Annotated in this window: 15 protein-coding genes and 1 CRISPR repeat array (1 of these 16 cut by a window edge); all 15 genes read right to left on the reverse strand. The window is 33.2% G+C overall.

Annotated elements, in window-relative coordinates; all coding sequences use genetic code 11:
* A CRISPR array of direct repeats spans positions 1-4,047; the repeat unit is 30 nt; unit sequence ATTTCAATCCCAATATGGTCTGATTTTAGT (it extends 3,202 nt beyond the left edge of the window).
* A 354-nt stretch (positions 4,048-4,401) separates the two neighbouring features.
* The 15 genes from cas2 to HY987_RS12245 all read right to left on the reverse strand — a co-directional run bounded on the left by cas2 (position 4,402) and on the right by HY987_RS12245 (position 16,154).
* Positions 4,402-4,665, reverse strand: a complete 264-nt coding sequence (gene cas2, locus HY987_RS12175; protein ID WP_292759135.1) for a CRISPR-associated endonuclease Cas2 — start codon at positions 4,663-4,665, stop codon at positions 4,402-4,404.
* 1 nt (position 4,666) lies between these two features.
* Positions 4,667-5,632, reverse strand: coding sequence for a type I-B CRISPR-associated endonuclease Cas1b (gene cas1b / locus HY987_RS12180; RefSeq protein WP_292759137.1), 966 nt, complete (start codon positions 5,630-5,632; stop codon positions 4,667-4,669).
* Between the two features lie 213 nt (positions 5,633-5,845).
* Complete coding sequence (cas4, locus tag HY987_RS12185) at positions 5,846-6,364, reverse strand: CRISPR-associated protein Cas4 (protein ID WP_292759139.1); 519 nt, start codon at positions 6,362-6,364, stop codon at positions 5,846-5,848.
* Positions 6,365-6,373: 9 nt separating this feature from the next.
* Positions 6,374-6,763: a PIN domain-containing protein gene (locus tag HY987_RS12190; protein ID WP_292759143.1), complete on the reverse strand. Its 390-nt coding sequence runs from the start codon at positions 6,761-6,763 to the stop codon at positions 6,374-6,376.
* Complete coding sequence (locus HY987_RS12195; RefSeq protein WP_292759146.1) at positions 6,760-6,990, reverse strand: AbrB/MazE/SpoVT family DNA-binding domain-containing protein; 231 nt, start codon at positions 6,988-6,990, stop codon at positions 6,760-6,762. Before HY987_RS12195 ends, HY987_RS12190 begins: the two co-directional genes overlap by 4 nt.
* Before the next feature lie 174 nt (positions 6,991-7,164).
* Positions 7,165-9,609, reverse strand: a complete 2,445-nt coding sequence (gene cas3 / locus HY987_RS12200; RefSeq protein WP_292759149.1) for a CRISPR-associated helicase Cas3' — start codon at positions 9,607-9,609, stop codon at positions 7,165-7,167.
* Positions 9,609-10,328, reverse strand: a complete 720-nt coding sequence (locus HY987_RS12205) for a hypothetical protein (RefSeq protein WP_292759152.1) — start codon at positions 10,326-10,328, stop codon at positions 9,609-9,611. The genes cas3 and HY987_RS12205 overlap by 1 nt, the downstream gene beginning before the upstream one ends.
* The gene (cas5, locus tag HY987_RS12210) at positions 10,325-10,975 is read right to left on the reverse strand and encodes a CRISPR-associated protein Cas5 (protein WP_292759155.1); all 651 of its coding nucleotides are present in this window, start codon (positions 10,973-10,975) and stop codon (positions 10,325-10,327) included. Before cas5 ends, HY987_RS12205 begins: the two co-directional genes overlap by 4 nt.
* A gap of 8 nt (positions 10,976-10,983) precedes the next feature.
* Positions 10,984-11,919, reverse strand: a complete 936-nt coding sequence (gene cas7i, locus HY987_RS12215) for a type I-B CRISPR-associated protein Cas7/Cst2/DevR (RefSeq protein ID WP_292759158.1) — start codon at positions 11,917-11,919, stop codon at positions 10,984-10,986.
* Complete coding sequence (locus HY987_RS12220; protein WP_292759162.1) at positions 11,912-13,408, reverse strand: hypothetical protein; 1,497 nt, start codon at positions 13,406-13,408, stop codon at positions 11,912-11,914. The genes cas7i and HY987_RS12220 overlap by 8 nt, the downstream gene beginning before the upstream one ends.
* A gap of 61 nt (positions 13,409-13,469) precedes the next feature.
* Positions 13,470-14,204 (reverse strand): CRISPR-associated endoribonuclease Cas6, encoded by a 735-nt coding sequence (gene cas6, locus HY987_RS12225; protein ID WP_367146918.1) that lies wholly within the window; start codon positions 14,202-14,204, stop codon positions 13,470-13,472.
* A gap of 469 nt (positions 14,205-14,673) precedes the next feature.
* Positions 14,674-15,069 (reverse strand): PIN domain-containing protein, encoded by a 396-nt coding sequence (locus HY987_RS12230; RefSeq protein ID WP_292759165.1) that lies wholly within the window; start codon positions 15,067-15,069, stop codon positions 14,674-14,676.
* A gap of 13 nt (positions 15,070-15,082) precedes the next feature.
* The gene (locus tag HY987_RS12235) at positions 15,083-15,334 is read right to left on the reverse strand and encodes an AbrB/MazE/SpoVT family DNA-binding domain-containing protein (RefSeq protein ID WP_292759168.1); all 252 of its coding nucleotides are present in this window, start codon (positions 15,332-15,334) and stop codon (positions 15,083-15,085) included.
* A gap of 131 nt (positions 15,335-15,465) precedes the next feature.
* On the reverse strand, positions 15,466-15,891 hold the full coding sequence (locus HY987_RS12240) for a hypothetical protein (RefSeq protein WP_292759171.1): 426 nt from the start codon (positions 15,889-15,891) through the stop codon (positions 15,466-15,468).
* Positions 15,888-16,154: a hypothetical protein gene (locus HY987_RS12245; protein ID WP_292759174.1), complete on the reverse strand. Its 267-nt coding sequence runs from the start codon at positions 16,152-16,154 to the stop codon at positions 15,888-15,890. Before HY987_RS12245 ends, HY987_RS12240 begins: the two co-directional genes overlap by 4 nt.
* Between the last annotated feature and the right edge of the window lie 281 nt (positions 16,155-16,435).

Below are 16,435 nucleotides of genomic sequence, written 5' to 3' on the forward strand. Positions count from 1 at the left end.
TCTGATTTTAGTCAATCTAATGTAATTGATTCATAATAAAAGTAAGTCTTATTTCAATCCCAATATGGTCTGATTTTAGTAACCCAAAGGCCCCCATACTATACGAAAACATAAAAATTTCAATCCCAATATGGTCTGATTTTAGTTCCCAGTTCGTGCAGAGGAAACGATACTTATTCAAGATTTCAATCCCAATATGGTCTGATTTTAGTCAATAATATGGTCTGCTGCAATGTCAGTTTGTAACATTTCAATCCCAATATGGTCTGATTTTAGTCTGCCAGTGGACTTATGATAGTCATTGTAACCGGGTCTGATTTCAATCCCAATATGGTCTGATTTTAGTATCTTGTTATGGTTCTGAGAGTCTGAACCTGGTTATATTTCAATCCCAATATGGTCTGATTTTAGTACATTTCTTGTTGCCGCACCATCCCACCCTGATAGCATTTCAATCCCAATATGGTCTGATTTTAGTTAATATTTGTACATCTATTGAAGTTGCTGTTATCAAATTTCAATCCCAATATGGTCTGATTTTAGTGTGAACTACTATGCACAAACGAATACTAAAACCCATATTTCAATCCCAATATGGTCTGATTTTAGTGATGAGACAAGCCTACCTCTACGATTCAGAAGCCACATTTCAATCCCAATATGGTCTGATTTTAGTTATACTAACAAAACAGGCCGGTTCTCGTACGTTCACATTTCAATCCCAATATGGTCTGATTTTAGTAGGTGTCCTTACTGCCATTCACCAGTACAAAGCTCAATTTCAATCCCAATATGGTCTGATTTTAGTCCAACTACCCCTTAGTAGCATTCCGGCCATGTCAAAATTTCAATCCCAATATGGTCTGATTTTAGTCCCCTATCCAGCATTTGGTTAATCTTAGTGGATGGTATTTCAATCCCAATATGGTCTGATTTTAGTCTTGATAATGATATGAATCCATTATCAGCTTCTGGATTTCAATCCCAATATGGTCTGATTTTAGTTCTTCTGACCACCCGGTGTCTAATATCTCTTTATCATTTCAATCCCAATATGGTCTGATTTTAGTGCCCCGCATTATTTAGTATGTTGGATGCGGATCCAATTTCAATCCCAATATGGTCTGATTTTAGTACCATTAGTAACCCTCCCGGATGAATGCTCCAATACATTTCAATCCCAATATGGTCTGATTTTAGTTTAAACACTGTTTGCATAAATAATAATGAGTTGTTACATTTCAATCCCAATATGGTCTGATTTTAGTCTCATAAGTCTACCTCCTTATTTGCCTTCTATGACTATTTCAATCCCAATATGGTCTGATTTTAGTTTATCCCAGTCCTCCGGTCTTTCGTTCCTAAATTCATTTCAATCCCAATATGGTCTGATTTTAGTCAATGGATTGGTTATATAACAATTGTTATATATTTGATTTCAATCCCAATATGGTCTGATTTTAGTTTTAAATATTCCTAATAATGTTTGTATAATTGGAGTATTTCAATCCCAATATGGTCTGATTTTAGTCTGATCTGGTGGGGGGGAGAATAACTAGTAATATATAATTTCAATCCCAATATGGTCTGATTTTAGTTTAACAATCGTTGGGCCGAAGTTTTTAATCTTTTTCATTTCAATCCCAATATGGTCTGATTTTAGTTGATGAAGTGGAAATCAACGCCGCTATCACCACTCTATTTCAATCCCAATATGGTCTGATTTTAGTATGGCCCTAGTTCGGGTTTGAATGCAGACCTCCTGGAATTTCAATCCCAATATGGTCTGATTTTAGTGTCTTTGTGTGCTGGTGTTTCCTTCTCATCTCCATCATTTCAATCCCAATATGGTCTGATTTTAGTCTATTATAGACATTATAATATCTATAGAAAGATGAAATTTCAATCCCAATATGGTCTGATTTTAGTCCTTCAGTGTGTATACTTGAGATAGAACCTGGCAGTATTTCAATCCCAATATGGTCTGATTTTAGTGCCACTATTATAATCAATCCAAACTATCAATCTATAATTTCAATCCCAATATGGTCTGATTTTAGTTAATTTGTACTATTTTTTTATGTGTTGGTTTATGTAATTTCAATCCCAATATGGTCTGATTTTAGTAGATTGATCCAAGTTTTTTGGTGCCCCCTCAATTACATTTCAATCCCAATATGGTCTGATTTTAGTACATTGATTTAAAAATATATCTCATAATATTTTTAGATTTCAATCCCAATATGGTCTGATTTTAGTACATTGACGACTTCGACCTGGAAGCCCTGATTGTTGATTTCAATCCCAATATGGTCTGATTTTAGTCCACCATGGAGAACACACTGAAAACCATATCCGACAATTTCAATCCCAATATGGTCTGATTTTAGTTCAGGTCTAGAGCTTCATTAGCATTTCGGGCATAGTAATTTCAATCCCAATATGGTCTGATTTTAGTTCCGGACACAGATAATGCAGGTAATAAACAACACAGAATTTCAATCCCAATATGGTCTGATTTTAGTCCGCCTTCATGGCACATTCTTAATGAAGGTACAAATATTTCAATCCCAATATGGTCTGATTTTAGTTTTTTATTAGAATAAATTTGATTGATAGGCTCCTAGATTTCAATCCCAATATGGTCTGATTTTAGTTGACAACCGTGGCATGGTCTATGATGACCTATTACAATTAATTTCAATCCCAATATGGTCTGATTTTAGTCTCCTCACAGACCCTGAATTCCAGATAGCAGCCAGATTTCAATCCCAATATGGTCTGATTTTAGTGGTGGTTTTGAATGACCTATGACCATTGCCCTAAATGATTTCAATCCCAATATGGTCTGATTTTAGTCCTACGATGAGAACACATACAACTTTATAGAGTTAAATTTCAATCCCAATATGGTCTGATTTTAGTGGGTTCTCTTGAGGTTACAATAGTCCGAACAGCATAATTTCAATCCCAATATGGTCTGATTTTAGTTTACATGACAATCCACTACCATCTATAACACTTACCTATTTCAATCCCAATATGGTCTGATTTTAGTTAAGTCAGGGCTTCAACTATTTGAGAAATCCAGAATAATTTCAATCCCAATATGGTCTGATTTTAGTCCGTATGTCATAATCAAATGATTTTTAATATATTCCATTTCAATCCCAATATGGTCTGATTTTAGTCATCAGACCAGACATACCCCTCCACCATTGTTATTGATTTCAATCCCAATATGGTCTGATTTTAGTCTTTTGATTCGTTTATTTTACCTAAAGCTATTGTTAATTTCAATCCCAATATGGTCTGATTTTAGTTTCACCGTGTGTTTTAGCTGTTATGAATGCATAAACATTTCAATCCCAATATGGTCTGATTTTAGTCATACGCTGGAATGCTCACCGATTCTAAGAAGTTCCATTTCAATCCCAATATGGTCTGATTTTAGTCGTAGCAAAGACAGATGGCTCTACATAGTTAAAATGATTTCAATCCCAATATGGTCTGATTTTAGTACCGCCAGGGCGTAAACGTGTCCGGTGGTTGCTTCATTTCAATCCCAATATGGTCTGATTTTAGTTTATTAAAGGTGTTACCTGTTGAAAAGGTGATTGTTATTTCAATCCCAATATGGTCTGATTTTAGTTGGGCCGTGGCTTCCCTGTTTGTAATAGCTTTACTGATTTCAATCCCAATATGGTCTGATTTTAGTTGGTTATAGTTGCCACTAAATCCTTGATTGTTGGTGATTTCAATCCCAATATGGTCTGATTTTAGTTTTGTTCCACGTCATCAAACCACACCACGTAAAAATATTTCAATCCCAATATGGTCTGATTTTAGTATCAACAGGGGTTTATACTGTTGCTAATAGTCTTAGATTTCAATCCCAATATGGTCTGATTTTAGTGTAGGTATATTTATCCATGACCTTTATAAACTCACAATTTCAATCCCAATATGGTCTGATTTTAGTACAAAGATAGAGCGATTACGGAGGATAGAAGAAAAATTTCAATCCCAATATGGTCTGATTTTAGTAGGGCCGAAATTTGCCCTATTTTGTCCAATATTTACTATTATATCCCCAATTTTATAGATAAATTTGTCGTTCCCCAGTTAGTTAATTCTTTTATATGGACCGACGAGGTTAAAAAATGAGGTTTTTTCATGAAAATCTTCAGAAATGATATTATAATTATCATTCAAGAATTTTAGATGAGCTATAACTCAATAAAAGAATTGTAAAGTGGATAATGGTTTATCTGGGAGTTAAATAAATTGGAGTTATTTTAAAAGTAAGTCCCTTATCCCCGAAGAGACGACAGGCAATTACAACGTATCAACATCTGAAAAGTCAGTTCCTGAAATATAAGGTTAAAAAAGAAAATAAGATTATAATATTCCATCAATGGGTGCTTTTTCAATACCCATCACGTCTCTTTTCAATGCTTTTTCTGTTCTGAGCGTGTAGATTATCACTGAATCCTCGTTTTTATTCATAATCTTTTTTAAATTATTTTTTATAAATGCCAGTTCACTGGGAGTGACTTCTCCTTCAAACACTGAGTTTTGTATCCAGTTAAGTTGTGTGCGGAGGAATCCTTTGACTTTGTTCACTCTTTCTACCTTAATATCATAGACAATGATAACGTACATGTTACCACCACATCACAAATGGTTTGTACTCTTTAGAATCCAGTAAATGTTTTATAAGTTTATATGCCTCTAAACGTATTAATCTCCGGTATGATACTTTACGGTTGAGTTCACGATGCTTAATGGTCTTTTTCAGGCGCTCATCATACTCTTTGAGAAATGTTTTCCGTCCCTGATCATTAAGGAGGCAGCAGTTGATGTCCTGTTCAAAATCCTCTTCTTTAAGCATTCTTTTATTGACCAGGTAGAAGATCAAACGGTCCACCAGGATGGGTTTGAATATTTCACTCAGATCCAGTGCCAGGGAGTAACGGCGTTCAAATGGCTCATGAAGGTAAGAAATGGTGGGGTTGAGCTGGGTGTTATAGATCTCACTAAGTACCGTGGAGTAAAGAAGAGAATTCCCAAAACTTATGAGGGCATTGACCATGTTTTCTGGTGGCCTGCGACTGCGTCCTTCCATTTTAAAGCCATCAGGCAAGATTTCATCCATATGAAAGTAGTAAGCAGAACGCATCCTCCCCTCCACATTCATTACTTCTGTGATGGCACCACAACCATCTAAATCTCTCATTGTATCCCCGATGGTGTTTTCTATACGGTAATAGGACAGTACTTTTCCCATATTCTGCCCTGCACCTTCCACAAACTTTTTAGCAATCACCATCCGTTTTTCATGGTCAAGGTAGTGTTTAGCCTGTTTGATCAGAAGATCACCGGAAAGAAGGGTTTCCCTAGGATAAAAACTACCATCATAGAACCCGTAATAATTGAAGAAATGGATGGGTATCCCTTCCTTGGCCAGGAGGTGTACCACCTGAGAAGAAAAAGTTAAGGATCCATATGCATAGATTGAATATATCTTATTTATAGGCAGGGGCTTTTTACCCTCTTTGTTTACAAAATAAACCGTGTTTTCCTTTCTTTTAAGAATTCCATCCGACATTACATAGTAATTTCTTTTCATACCCCATCACCTTACTAAATTAAATCATCAACCTATAATAAGAGTTAATTTTTAAAATTTTGAAGATATTCCCCCACCATCAGACATAACTGGACTTATTCCCCCAAAATTGTAGCATGCATAATGACCCCTTAAATGTTCATTTTACCGAACATATGTTCATTTTTATTGACATAATGTGATCCTGACTTTAATAACAGATAATAAAGTTTCCTAAACCCAACAAAGCTCATAATAGGCACATTTCCTGCAGGTAGGTGATTTCACAGGTTTAGGCATATCACCATCAACTAGAGCAGCAACTTTTTCTGTTAATTCCCTAACTTCTGCTTCACGGGTGCCATCCCATTTTAGGATAATCTTTTTCCTCATTTTGGGATAGTTTATCATTCCCACCACATTTTCTACACCCTTAATCACGTCCAAATAGTAAAGGTAGTATAATAACTGATATTCATGGGCTTTCTCCATTTTTTTACTCTTTTTAACCTCATGAACCTCCAGCATATCTCCTTTCTTGATGAAATCTATGCTGATGAGGTTGTCAATTGTGTAATCCCTTTTTTCTTTTTGATAAGTGCCCTGGTGGAGTTGTTTTCCCACTGAGACCAGATCTGATTCCTGTTCCATCTGAATATGGTGAGAAAAGAACCATAACTTGGTGTGGCATATGAAGTAGTAGTTAATCTGGGTTCCCATAATCTGCAGGTGTTTTTCAGTTTTTGATAACATCAATGCCCCCTAATGTATTCTCACGATTCCCTTAACTTTATCAAAATCAGAATCAAATGAAACAATAGTATCTATTTTATATTGTTTCATGAGTTGTACTGAAACAGAATCGGCAAAAGAAAGCACCCCATCATAGTTTAAGAAAAAATTCATGGCCTGTGCACTTAATTCTTTATCCACAAAATTCACTTCATGATTATCCATGATATAATTATATAAAAGAGCCCCCATCTTACCCCCTACCAGACTTCCAACCATGGTCACTGCCTCTGAAAGAACAACAATGGATGTCATTTTATCCTGTTCTGTAACTTCAGGGAGTATTTCCCGAACACGGGTGTGCCACTGGTCCTTTTTAATGGATGCAGCTATGAAAAAGGAAGCATCAATAAATATCAAATCTTTTCTCCCCTCTGGGCTTTCTTTTTAAGTTTTACTGCATCTGTTTCTGGTCCATCAACCATACCCAGTATATCATCAATGGTTACCTTTTTCCGGAACTTTAATTCCACACCTTCTTCTGTAGGAATCCATTCCAGTACATCCCCTGGACCTACCTTGAATTTCTTTCTTATTTCCGCAGGAACAACTGTCTGGAAACCCTTTGAGATTTTGGTTTCAGTCATTTACATCACCTATTGAAATATTAGTTTTCAAAGTATTTATGTTTTCAAAGTCTTGGGTTTTTCAAAGTGTAAATTAAAGAATTTCATAATATTTTAAAGAAATTTTCTTTAATTATAGGGAACTATTGGTTAATGCCGTTTATTCTATTAATAATTACGGAATAGAACTGTAATTTAAGAACAATAGTCCTCAAACGTGTCCTTAACTTTCCTCCCATAATCAAAGCCCATATCATAAGTATAATCCATTTTACATATGACATAAAAGACTTCTTTTTTTCCGAATTTTCTGGAAACTATCTCAAAGAACTCTAAATCTTCCCCACATTCATTTTGATCGTTTTGATACCACCAGAATGGAACTTTTACTTGGTTTTCAACGTTTAAATTTATGTCATTATTATTATAAATTAGAGACGGGATAACATCAATTTTTTGGACTTTATCATCCCTAATTTGAAGCATACGACCTTTATCATCACCAAAAACTATATCTATTGGTTTGTATCCAAAAAGAGTGCATTTCCTGAAAATTTTCGTTAAATTAGTCTTTTTAAGCTCACGATTTTGATAAATATTATCACAAAATTCCTTGATTTCTTTATAAGAAACAGGACCATTCCTAATTTTTTCCTGAGTATCTTTCAATAAATTTTCATCATATGGTAAATGTTTCTCGGGTAAGAATATTTTCATTTCATGTGTAACTCCATTCTTAAATGTTTTACCTTTTCGATTAAGACGTCCCCCTCTTTGACCAATAGCATCAGGAGGAGCAACCTCAGTATACATAATATCACATGAAATATCCAGTGAAATCTCAATTACTTGTGTAGCTATTAAAATAAAAGGACCATTCTCAGATTCATCACGTATTTCTGATTCTTTTTTCACTCGATCATTGTAAGTATACTGAGAATGATAAAGAAGGACATTAGGATAGTCAATTTCGTTTTCTAAATTCATCTTTACAATTTTATAAAATTCTTGAGCTCTTTTCACGGTGTTTAAAATAATAAACTGCTTTAATCCTTTTTTGTATTGACTAACAATTTCTTCAATGCTTTCACTGTCGATGCAAACTTCTGGTGTTTCAACAACATCATTAGACGATTTAGGAAGCTTAATTAACTCTTTATTGTAAAATTTGAAACTGAATGGCATATATTCAATGCCTTCAAAATCCACTACTTCTAAATATTCATCTGCATCTTTTTTTATAAAATCAGGTAATGTTCCAGACATTAACAAATGAGGGATCTCAAACTCTCTAAGTAGCTTGAATAACGTGAACAAATGATTTAAAGTTTTTTCTTCATAATAATGAACTTCATCAAAAATTATTATAGCATTTTGCAAGTTTCCCAAAGCAAAATCAGCCTGCCTAAATCCATGAACAAAAGAGTATATCACATGGTCAATTGTAGTAACCGTAATTGGCTTAAAAAATATATTCCCTTTGAATGTATCACCTGATAACTCTTCAAAGGTTTTTTTATCTAGATCATCCTTTTCTCCAATTAAAACCGACTTTAACTTTATAAAACTCTTCCCATGAAATAATCCCACATATTTTTTGCCATTCTTCTTTTTTTCTTTTTTAGAACTGCCTTCACCAAAAATTGTGCATAATCTTTCCCACATAGCATTGCTCGTAACCTGAGTTGGCATTGCGAAAACAATTTTATTCCGATTATATTTTTCCATGCAATTCAAAGCCCATGAAATCGCTGCTTCACTTTTACCCCTACCACAAGGTGCAAAAAGGAAAGAAAATTTAGGAGATTTCTCAAATAAATCTTTTTGAAAAGTATAGGGTTCATAATCTCCAAAAACAGTTTTCAACGGATCTTTAACATTTAATTCAGTCACATATTCACAAGGATCATCCAAAACGGGTCCAAAAAGAGTTTCTGTTCCTTCATAGGTTTCAATAAATTTAGAAAAGTTAGCGCTGGAATAATCATCACATAACTGGAGAATAGAGAAAAAATAGGTGAAAATTGATTTAAAACTAAGATTTTTATTAAATTTAGAAACATTTCTTTTTGTTTGATTGAGCAACCGCCTTGCTTTACTTGAGCTAAACTTAAAATCATTCTCATTAAATTGTAAGCCCTCAAATTTAAAATATTTTTCAAATCCCATATCATGATAAACACTGCAAGAATCCATAATAAAGCTCTTTATCTCTTTTTCTGAGAATTTAGGTTTACCAAAGTTTTCATCATTACTATAGATACCATTATAAAGTTGAGTGTGATGTCCCAAAACTGCCAACTTTTCCAAAGATACTTCCTCAACTAATTGATTGTAATCCACATTATTTAGTAAAAAGAAAGAGTAATATGCATGAGGATACTTTTGAGAAGATTTTCCCAGGCTTATATTATCTTGAAATTGTTTTGTAAGTTTTCCAATATCATGAAGATAAATACTAATAAATAAATTCTTTAAAAATAGTTCACAACTTAAATCCCATCGTTGACAAAATTGACTCACAACTTCTGAATTAGTCCTAATATACTCCTTTAAAATTCTTAAAGAGTCAATAGTATGGCCTTCAAGTGTTTGAAAGAATTCTTTTTCATTTTTGATCTGTCTTTTAGCAAATATCATTAAATATCCCTCACAACATCATTTAAAAATACATTACAGTGCTCTAAAAGTTGTAATTGAATATTTATGAAATCAAAATTTGAATTAGGGAATTCTTTTCCAATAAGTTGATTAAATACTCCCATTTGACGTTTAATTAACTTTGTTGCCTCTTTATGTTCCTTTTCAGTTGAATGGTGGAATGTTTTGTTTCTAATAGTTGTTAATTCTCTCCAAAAAGGATGATTCATGTAACTTTCATCAATAATAAATTTATCGTAATATTTACAACTAAGCCTTATTATTTTGTTCAAATCATTTATAAAATCATTAAAATCAGATTCATGCATTGCCAACTTACCATTCCATTTTATTATTGTTGAAAGGAGTTGATTTAAGTCGAATAAATGATATTCCTTTTTTAAGAAATATTTTTGATTAATTAACTGGAGCTTTTTAATCACATCTTCCCATAGTTTCTGTTCGGATAGGGAATAAGCAGGTTTTAATGCCTTTAAAATTTCATTTGATACATAATTAGTTTTATTTGAAAAATAAAGACCACATTTTAACTTATTAATATTTAGCATGTCAATTAGATCTTCTTGTTCAGATTCTAAATTACTGGAAGAAAAAATAAAATAAGTTAGTTCCCCATCAGAAATTCTAGCAGAATCATCGACTTCAATTCCTAAATCATTCAAGAGATCCTCAATCTCATACTCCTGCGAAATATTCACACTAGAACAACCCCCTCCCCTTCAAAATCAAAGAGATCCATTTCTTCACAGATTTTTCCCTTTTTTGGAATTGATATTGTTTTGTATTCAAGAGAAAAGTTTCGACCAGCCTGGATAAATTTATATGGGATTTTTTCAATAATGCAGTCCTCATAGATGCCCTCTACCACTCCACATACCTCATTAAAAGGTTTTTTTTCAATCTGAACAGGTTCAAAAACCATTAAATCAACAAGTTCATCAGATGCACCTATATACAGTGGCCGTTTAGGATTTTTCAACGCATTGTATATCTTTTCAATGACTTCTTGTTCACTTCCAACGTAAACATCATATATAGGATTTACAAGAAATTCTTTGAATATGGGTGCTGAAGGAAATGTTTTTTGATATTGTTTACCCGTTCCTTTAAGTTTAAGGACTTTAGTCATCTCAGTAGAAAGATTGATATTATTTTGGGGCTTAATTCCAATTTTAATCCAATCTTGTACTCTTAAATCATCTCTTTTAAGCCCTAATGCATTAGATATCATCCCCCTGAGGGTGGTGAATGGAGGTATACTGTATGTATTAATTAAGCTAGTGCTAGTGGATTTTCTAAAATTTGTAAAATAGAGAGCCTCTATTCTAAATTTTAACCCGAACATATGACTCACTATTCAGATTTTGAAGTTAAACTCGATGCGGCATCATCAAGAGCTTCTTTAGGGGTTTTTACCTCAATTCCTTTTTCTTTAAATACGTCTTTAACAAATTTTTCATCTTTTTCATTTAACAATCCCGAAATTATTCCAAAGAATATCTGATCACTGTACTCGTCAACTTCATCCAAAATTTGTTTGAATCTTTCAGTATTGAGTTTTCCTTCTTCATTTAATTCAAATAATTTTTGTAATCGATGCGAATATCTATTTTGGAAAGATATTGCAATTGCATCAGGAGTAAAATCTGTTAATAGTCGTGCCTGTTTAGAATAATCTGATAAAAACCCTATTCCTTCTATAACTTTTTGGATTCGTGAATTTATTATATTTTTATCAATTTTCGGTTCAATCTTAACAGTGCGATTGTCTTCATCAATTATTTCTTCTGATCCAACTCTTAAGAGGTCGATTGAAATTCCATCTTTGTAAATGTTCGTTCCAACTTCAACATTTACAATATCTCCTTCCATTTTAGACCCTTCTGTAACTCTGTGCCTCCTAGTCAAAAAATCAACATTAGAGTTTTCATCAAAGGAAAAAATTCCCATTGCGGGTGAAACTTTAACTGGTGAAACTCGAGTTATAGCTCCTTTCCCTTTTACTGTTGTCATAAAACCAAAAAGATCACAATTTATGCATTTAAATATGTCCCCACATGTTTCCCCTTTATCATCAGGAACACACATGTATTCATCTTCCGATAAATTTCTCCTTATTGCTTCTCTAAGATAGAACCGCATCGCCTGCCCACTGACATATGGATACTCAGTTCCATCTTTTTTATATTTTTTAACATCAATATAGTTACTTTCCCCTTCTCCTGCATTTAAATTTGTTAAATCTGTCTCTGACAGCCATACCATATTAATTCCCTTTAAATCATTCATTTTTTTTACCTCCTCTTGATCCTATTGCATAATACATAGATGCATAAACTATCAACAAATCTCTAATTTCTTTCCACTGACTTTCATCTTCTTTTATTAGTTGGATCAATTCATCTAGTGCAGTTGGCCTAACTTTGGCTTTCTCTAGATCAAGTCCCACTAATTTTCTTGACACTTCTCTTAAAACACTCCAAAAGTCTTCAATTCTTTTTGTTTTATCTAATTTATACAAAATACTTAAATTATTCCTTGAAACTTTGGCAATAATATTTCCGACACCTTTTATCGAGTTTAGGCTCTCTTTAGGTATTCCCATTTCCTTCAACCTCCAAACATATATCAAATTCTCTAAATTTTTTCGCGTTCCTGATGAATAACCAACCCTACCACCTTTCTTAGGCAATAACATTCTTGCAAAATGTGTAAAATCATTTATCAAGAAATATTCTGATAGTTTTTCCTGAATTTTCCTTGTTAAATCCCAATCTACTGGAGCACCTTTTGGATTATCTATGAAAAAGTAGATTTCTTTTATTAATTCTGTGTAAATTCGACTTTCAGTATCTTCAATAAACTCTTTCATTAATCCCAAAGTAGAATCAGTCAAATTCAATAACCTTAATTTAACGTTCTTGACAGAGCCAAAAGGAACTTCGATGATGGCCCAATCACCACCTATAATATTTGTGTTTTCAATATCGAACAAAAATTTATCATAAAAACATAGGAGAGTACTAAATTTTCCGGGAGTTCCTTCTGTTTTGTTTTCACCAATATTTACTCTTATATTTGAGTATCGTTCTGATTTGTTCAATAAAGGTTCATATCCTCCTTTAAACTCAGCTAAATCCTCGAAATTATCAAAATAAGGTAAAAATAAAAATGTCCTATCTCCTGGAAATGTTCGGTAAATTACTCTGTCATCTAACCATTCCAATATTCCAATTAAATAACAAGTTGGACAAAAGCTATCATGATATTCTTTAAATGCATAGAAAGTTCCATCTTTATACGTCCGGATACCACTGAGGCTTTTGATTTTTGTTACAAAGGGATATGTTGCTTGTTGCATTTTTTTAAAGGGTTTCGAAAAAGTTTTTCCACATAAAACACAAGTTTTTTTACCATCTTTTTCCATTAAATCAAGGATTTCTTTCACCGATTTTTCTGATTCCGTGTAAATATTTTCTTTAAATGCCACAATTCCATCAATTTTCTTACCTTCCTGAATAAGAACGAAATCTTTTTTTATTTCCTTTATTTCACCAGTTTTCTTGTCTTTATCCATTACAATTAAATTATTCCGATTTTCTTGAATTATATCAGATAACAAACTCCCCAAATCTTCTTTATCAACGTTACCAAGTGTGAACTCTGTTTTGTTAAGATTTATTTCTAATTCTTCTTCAGAATCTTCTATCAGCCTATAAAAGTTCTCAACAGCATTATCCATCCAAATATCATTGTAAACGGATATTTCCATCTCCATTATTTCACCTGTTAAATATCATTAATTCCAATCATGTGACTTTAAGAAAGTTTCCATCATATTAAGCCCCATTAACTTGTTTAACCATCCCAAATCCCATACTATTCTTCTCCCCAATTCCACAATCATAAGCAAATTTCACCAGCCTTTCATCTGCCTCCACCTCAAAATACATCAAATAAGCCCTATGATAAGTCTGAGTTCCGTTCTTCTCAATTGTAATCCTCTTTCTTTTCACAGAACCCATTTCAGGAACGATTTTAACGTACTCATCACCATCATAGATATCATCATAAAAAGAATTGTACTTGCGGATAAGATTCTGCTGCAATGCAGTATAGAACCTAAGGTCCCCTGGATTGAGATCCCATATTTTCCCATCTTCCCGTTTGATTCGAGTTATTATAGGAGACATTGTCTTCATTTTCATCTTCTTTTTAAAATCAGGTTGTTTTAAAAGTTCCACCTGTTCCACTCGGAGCCTGTCTCCTTTGAAATTGATCTCTGGATCTTCCAAGTAACCTTCCACCATACTTTGTATCAAATAGTCATGAGGTGAGGAGATGTAGAAATGGAACCTACCATCCCTTGAGATTATGCCATTCTTGGATGGTCTACGGCGAGGAATGTTTATCTGAGAAAAAGTAAAATGCTTAAAATCCTGCGATGCATGGAGCTGACTGGCTAAGTCAAGATCTGCTATCTTACGATATATAATGGCAGAAAGAATATGGTTATAATTATAAGAAATTAAATAATCATTTTTTGGTGCTTTTAAAGAAATTTTAAGTCTTATTTAACAACCCCCAACCAAACTCCCCATTAACTAGTTGAAGTAAATTTATTTATTTTCATATTATACTATTATCTAATAATATTTCACCTATTTAAATTTATCGAAAAAATCTCTACAGTGATATATTAATTACCAATAGTATATGCTAAACGTTTAATTGTTTTCCAAAAACTTAACTTTTAGTTACTAAAAAATTAACCCAGGAAATTAGATTCTATCAAAGCAATGCTCAAAAAACTATATATTGAAATGGGTGATTTAAATCAAAATTAGACAATAATTGGATTGAATCAACCTTGAACGTTGATTTTATCCAGAATCAGAGAATTTTACTTAGTTTAAACTCTATTTCATTTGATCATAATTTAAAATAGGCATAAACTTTCTCTTTGGACCTTCTTTAAACTGGATTAACCCCTGCTTCTCCAGTTTTCTCACCTTAAGTTGACAGATCTCACATCTTTATTGATCATTCTGGCCGAACACGTTTATTATTTATCACTTCATCAGGAGTAACTACATTTTCAATCCATTTGAAATGTTTGACATTATAAGTGACAAGTTTGCCAGTTAATGTGATTGCTGTAGCACCAATAGCATAATCCCGTGCATTTTCAGCAAAATCCCAGTTTCCAATAGCAGAATTTGCAGCTTCAATTGCATCAGATTGCCCAAATGGGACAACTGAAATGTTCATCTGTTCTAAAAATGCATCGGTCATGGATTGAGTTAGTCCCTTTTTAAGATTATGATAGAGGTATTCCATGTATGCCACTGCAGGAAGGTATTTTTCTTCAGGAGTTTCTAAAAGCCAGTTACAGAATTTTCGGCTGTTGAAAACATTGGTATCCAGGACCAGTTTCATCTAAATCACCAGTTCAATCCTTTCCACCCAGTGATTGAATACTTCTTTTAACTCCACTTTTAAATCCTTTTCTTGATTCTTCAATTGTTTTTTCAATGTCAGAAGAAGCTTCAATCATTTTATCGGTCAGTTCTCCTACAGTCATTAGAATCCATTTTTCTTCTTTGTCCTTTACGAAAACTACTTTGTCTCCCTGCTGAATGTTAAGATCTTCCCTCACCTCTTTGGGAATCGTTACCTGATACTTCTTTGTAACACTAACCATTGTATCACCTTACTATTAGTATTAGTGTAATACACTAAATAGTTTGGTATTACATAGCGAAATTAGTAAGTTGATAGAAAATATTAAAACCAAAACAATTGACAACCAAAAAACACTATACAAAAACAAGTTTAAACTTCTATCTCAATTTTATCATAATTTAAAATAGGCATAAGCTTTCTCTTTGGACCTTCCTTAAACTGGATTAGTCCCTGCTTCTCCAGATTTCTCACCTTAGGTTGAACTGATCGCACATCTTTATGGATCATTCTGGCCAGTTCACGAATGGATTCTGGCTTTTTATACTTGATGAAGTTAAGCATCTCCATCTCCAGTGTGCCCAGGGTTAATTTTTCGGTTACTACACCCTTAGTTTCCTCGATGACTTCATCTAGATGATCCTGATAATATTTCCAGTCATCCATATCAGTGTATACCTTCATGTTATCCGGATTTCTATCATGGAGCCTTTCAAGCCTATCCAGAGAACCGTAGGTTTCTTCTAATTCCTGTATCAATTTTTCTCCGGTTATGGTTTTTATTAAGGTGATTTTCATTCCAGCTCCTCCTTAAGTTTCTCTATGTTTAGGCCATTCTCCCTTTCTAAATGATCCATAACTATAAAGTAAACTAGATCCGGGTCATCAATGCCTATTTCTTCATACCCTGCTTTTTTCTGAATGTGGATGTGTGGAAATCCATGGAAATTATCTATTCGAATATTATCTAGCATTATAACTATAGACCAGCCTCTTTTACTTTTTCGTCGGTACACGAAATGATCCTTGACCCTGTCCTTACTTTCCCTATGGATCTTCATATGTTGATATACTCCTTGTAAGTTATATATATTTGTTGAAAAAAGATCATCACACCCACATGTTTAATACTTATATTATTAAAATTAATAATAAAAAATAAATGTTTTTCCAATTTAGGGAATGTATTTAATTTATGAATATTAAACTTAATTTTCGAGTTCCATGAAAATCAGATCATATTGGAATTGAAATGTGTACTTGTTTATTGCATTTAATCTATAATCACTAAATAAATCAGACCATATTGGGATTGAAATCTCGGAGATGCCCAGCTCGTTAA

The sequence above is a fragment of the Methanobacterium sp. genome (genome assembly GCF_016217785.1).
Lineage (GTDB): Archaea > Methanobacteriota > Methanobacteria > Methanobacteriales > Methanobacteriaceae > Methanobacterium.

Bases quoted from the DNA above. Each gene is read 5' to 3' on its own strand.
- cas2 (WP_292759135.1), bottom strand. From the start codon at position 4,665: ATGTACGTTATCATTGTCTATGATATTAAGGTAGAAAGAGTGAACAAA.
- cas1b (WP_292759137.1), bottom strand. From the start codon at position 5,632: ATGAAAAGAAATTACTATGTAATGTCGGATGGAATTCTTAAAAGAAAG.
- cas4 (WP_292759139.1), bottom strand. From the start codon at position 6,364: ATGTTATCAAAAACTGAAAAACACCTGCAGATTATGGGAACCCAGATT.
- HY987_RS12195 (WP_292759146.1), bottom strand. From the start codon at position 6,990: ATGACTGAAACCAAAATCTCAAAGGGTTTCCAGACAGTTGTTCCTGCG.
- cas3 (WP_292759149.1), bottom strand. From the start codon at position 9,609: ATGATATTTGCTAAAAGACAGATCAAAAATGAAAAAGAATTCTTTCAA.
- cas5 (WP_292759155.1), bottom strand. From the start codon at position 10,975: ATGTTCGGGTTAAAATTTAGAATAGAGGCTCTCTATTTTACAAATTTT.
- cas7i (WP_292759158.1), bottom strand. From the start codon at position 11,919: ATGAATGATTTAAAGGGAATTAATATGGTATGGCTGTCAGAGACAGAT.
- HY987_RS12220 (WP_292759162.1), bottom strand. From the start codon at position 13,408: ATGGAGATGGAAATATCCGTTTACAATGATATTTGGATGGATAATGCT.
- HY987_RS12230 (WP_292759165.1), bottom strand. From the start codon at position 15,069: ATGAAACTGGTCCTGGATACCAATGTTTTCAACAGCCGAAAATTCTGT.
- HY987_RS12235 (WP_292759168.1), bottom strand. From the start codon at position 15,334: ATGGTTAGTGTTACAAAGAAGTATCAGGTAACGATTCCCAAAGAGGTG.
- HY987_RS12240 (WP_292759171.1), bottom strand. From the start codon at position 15,891: ATGAAAATCACCTTAATAAAAACCATAACCGGAGAAAAATTGATACAG.
- HY987_RS12245 (WP_292759174.1), bottom strand. From the start codon at position 16,154: ATGAAGATCCATAGGGAAAGTAAGGACAGGGTCAAGGATCATTTCGTG.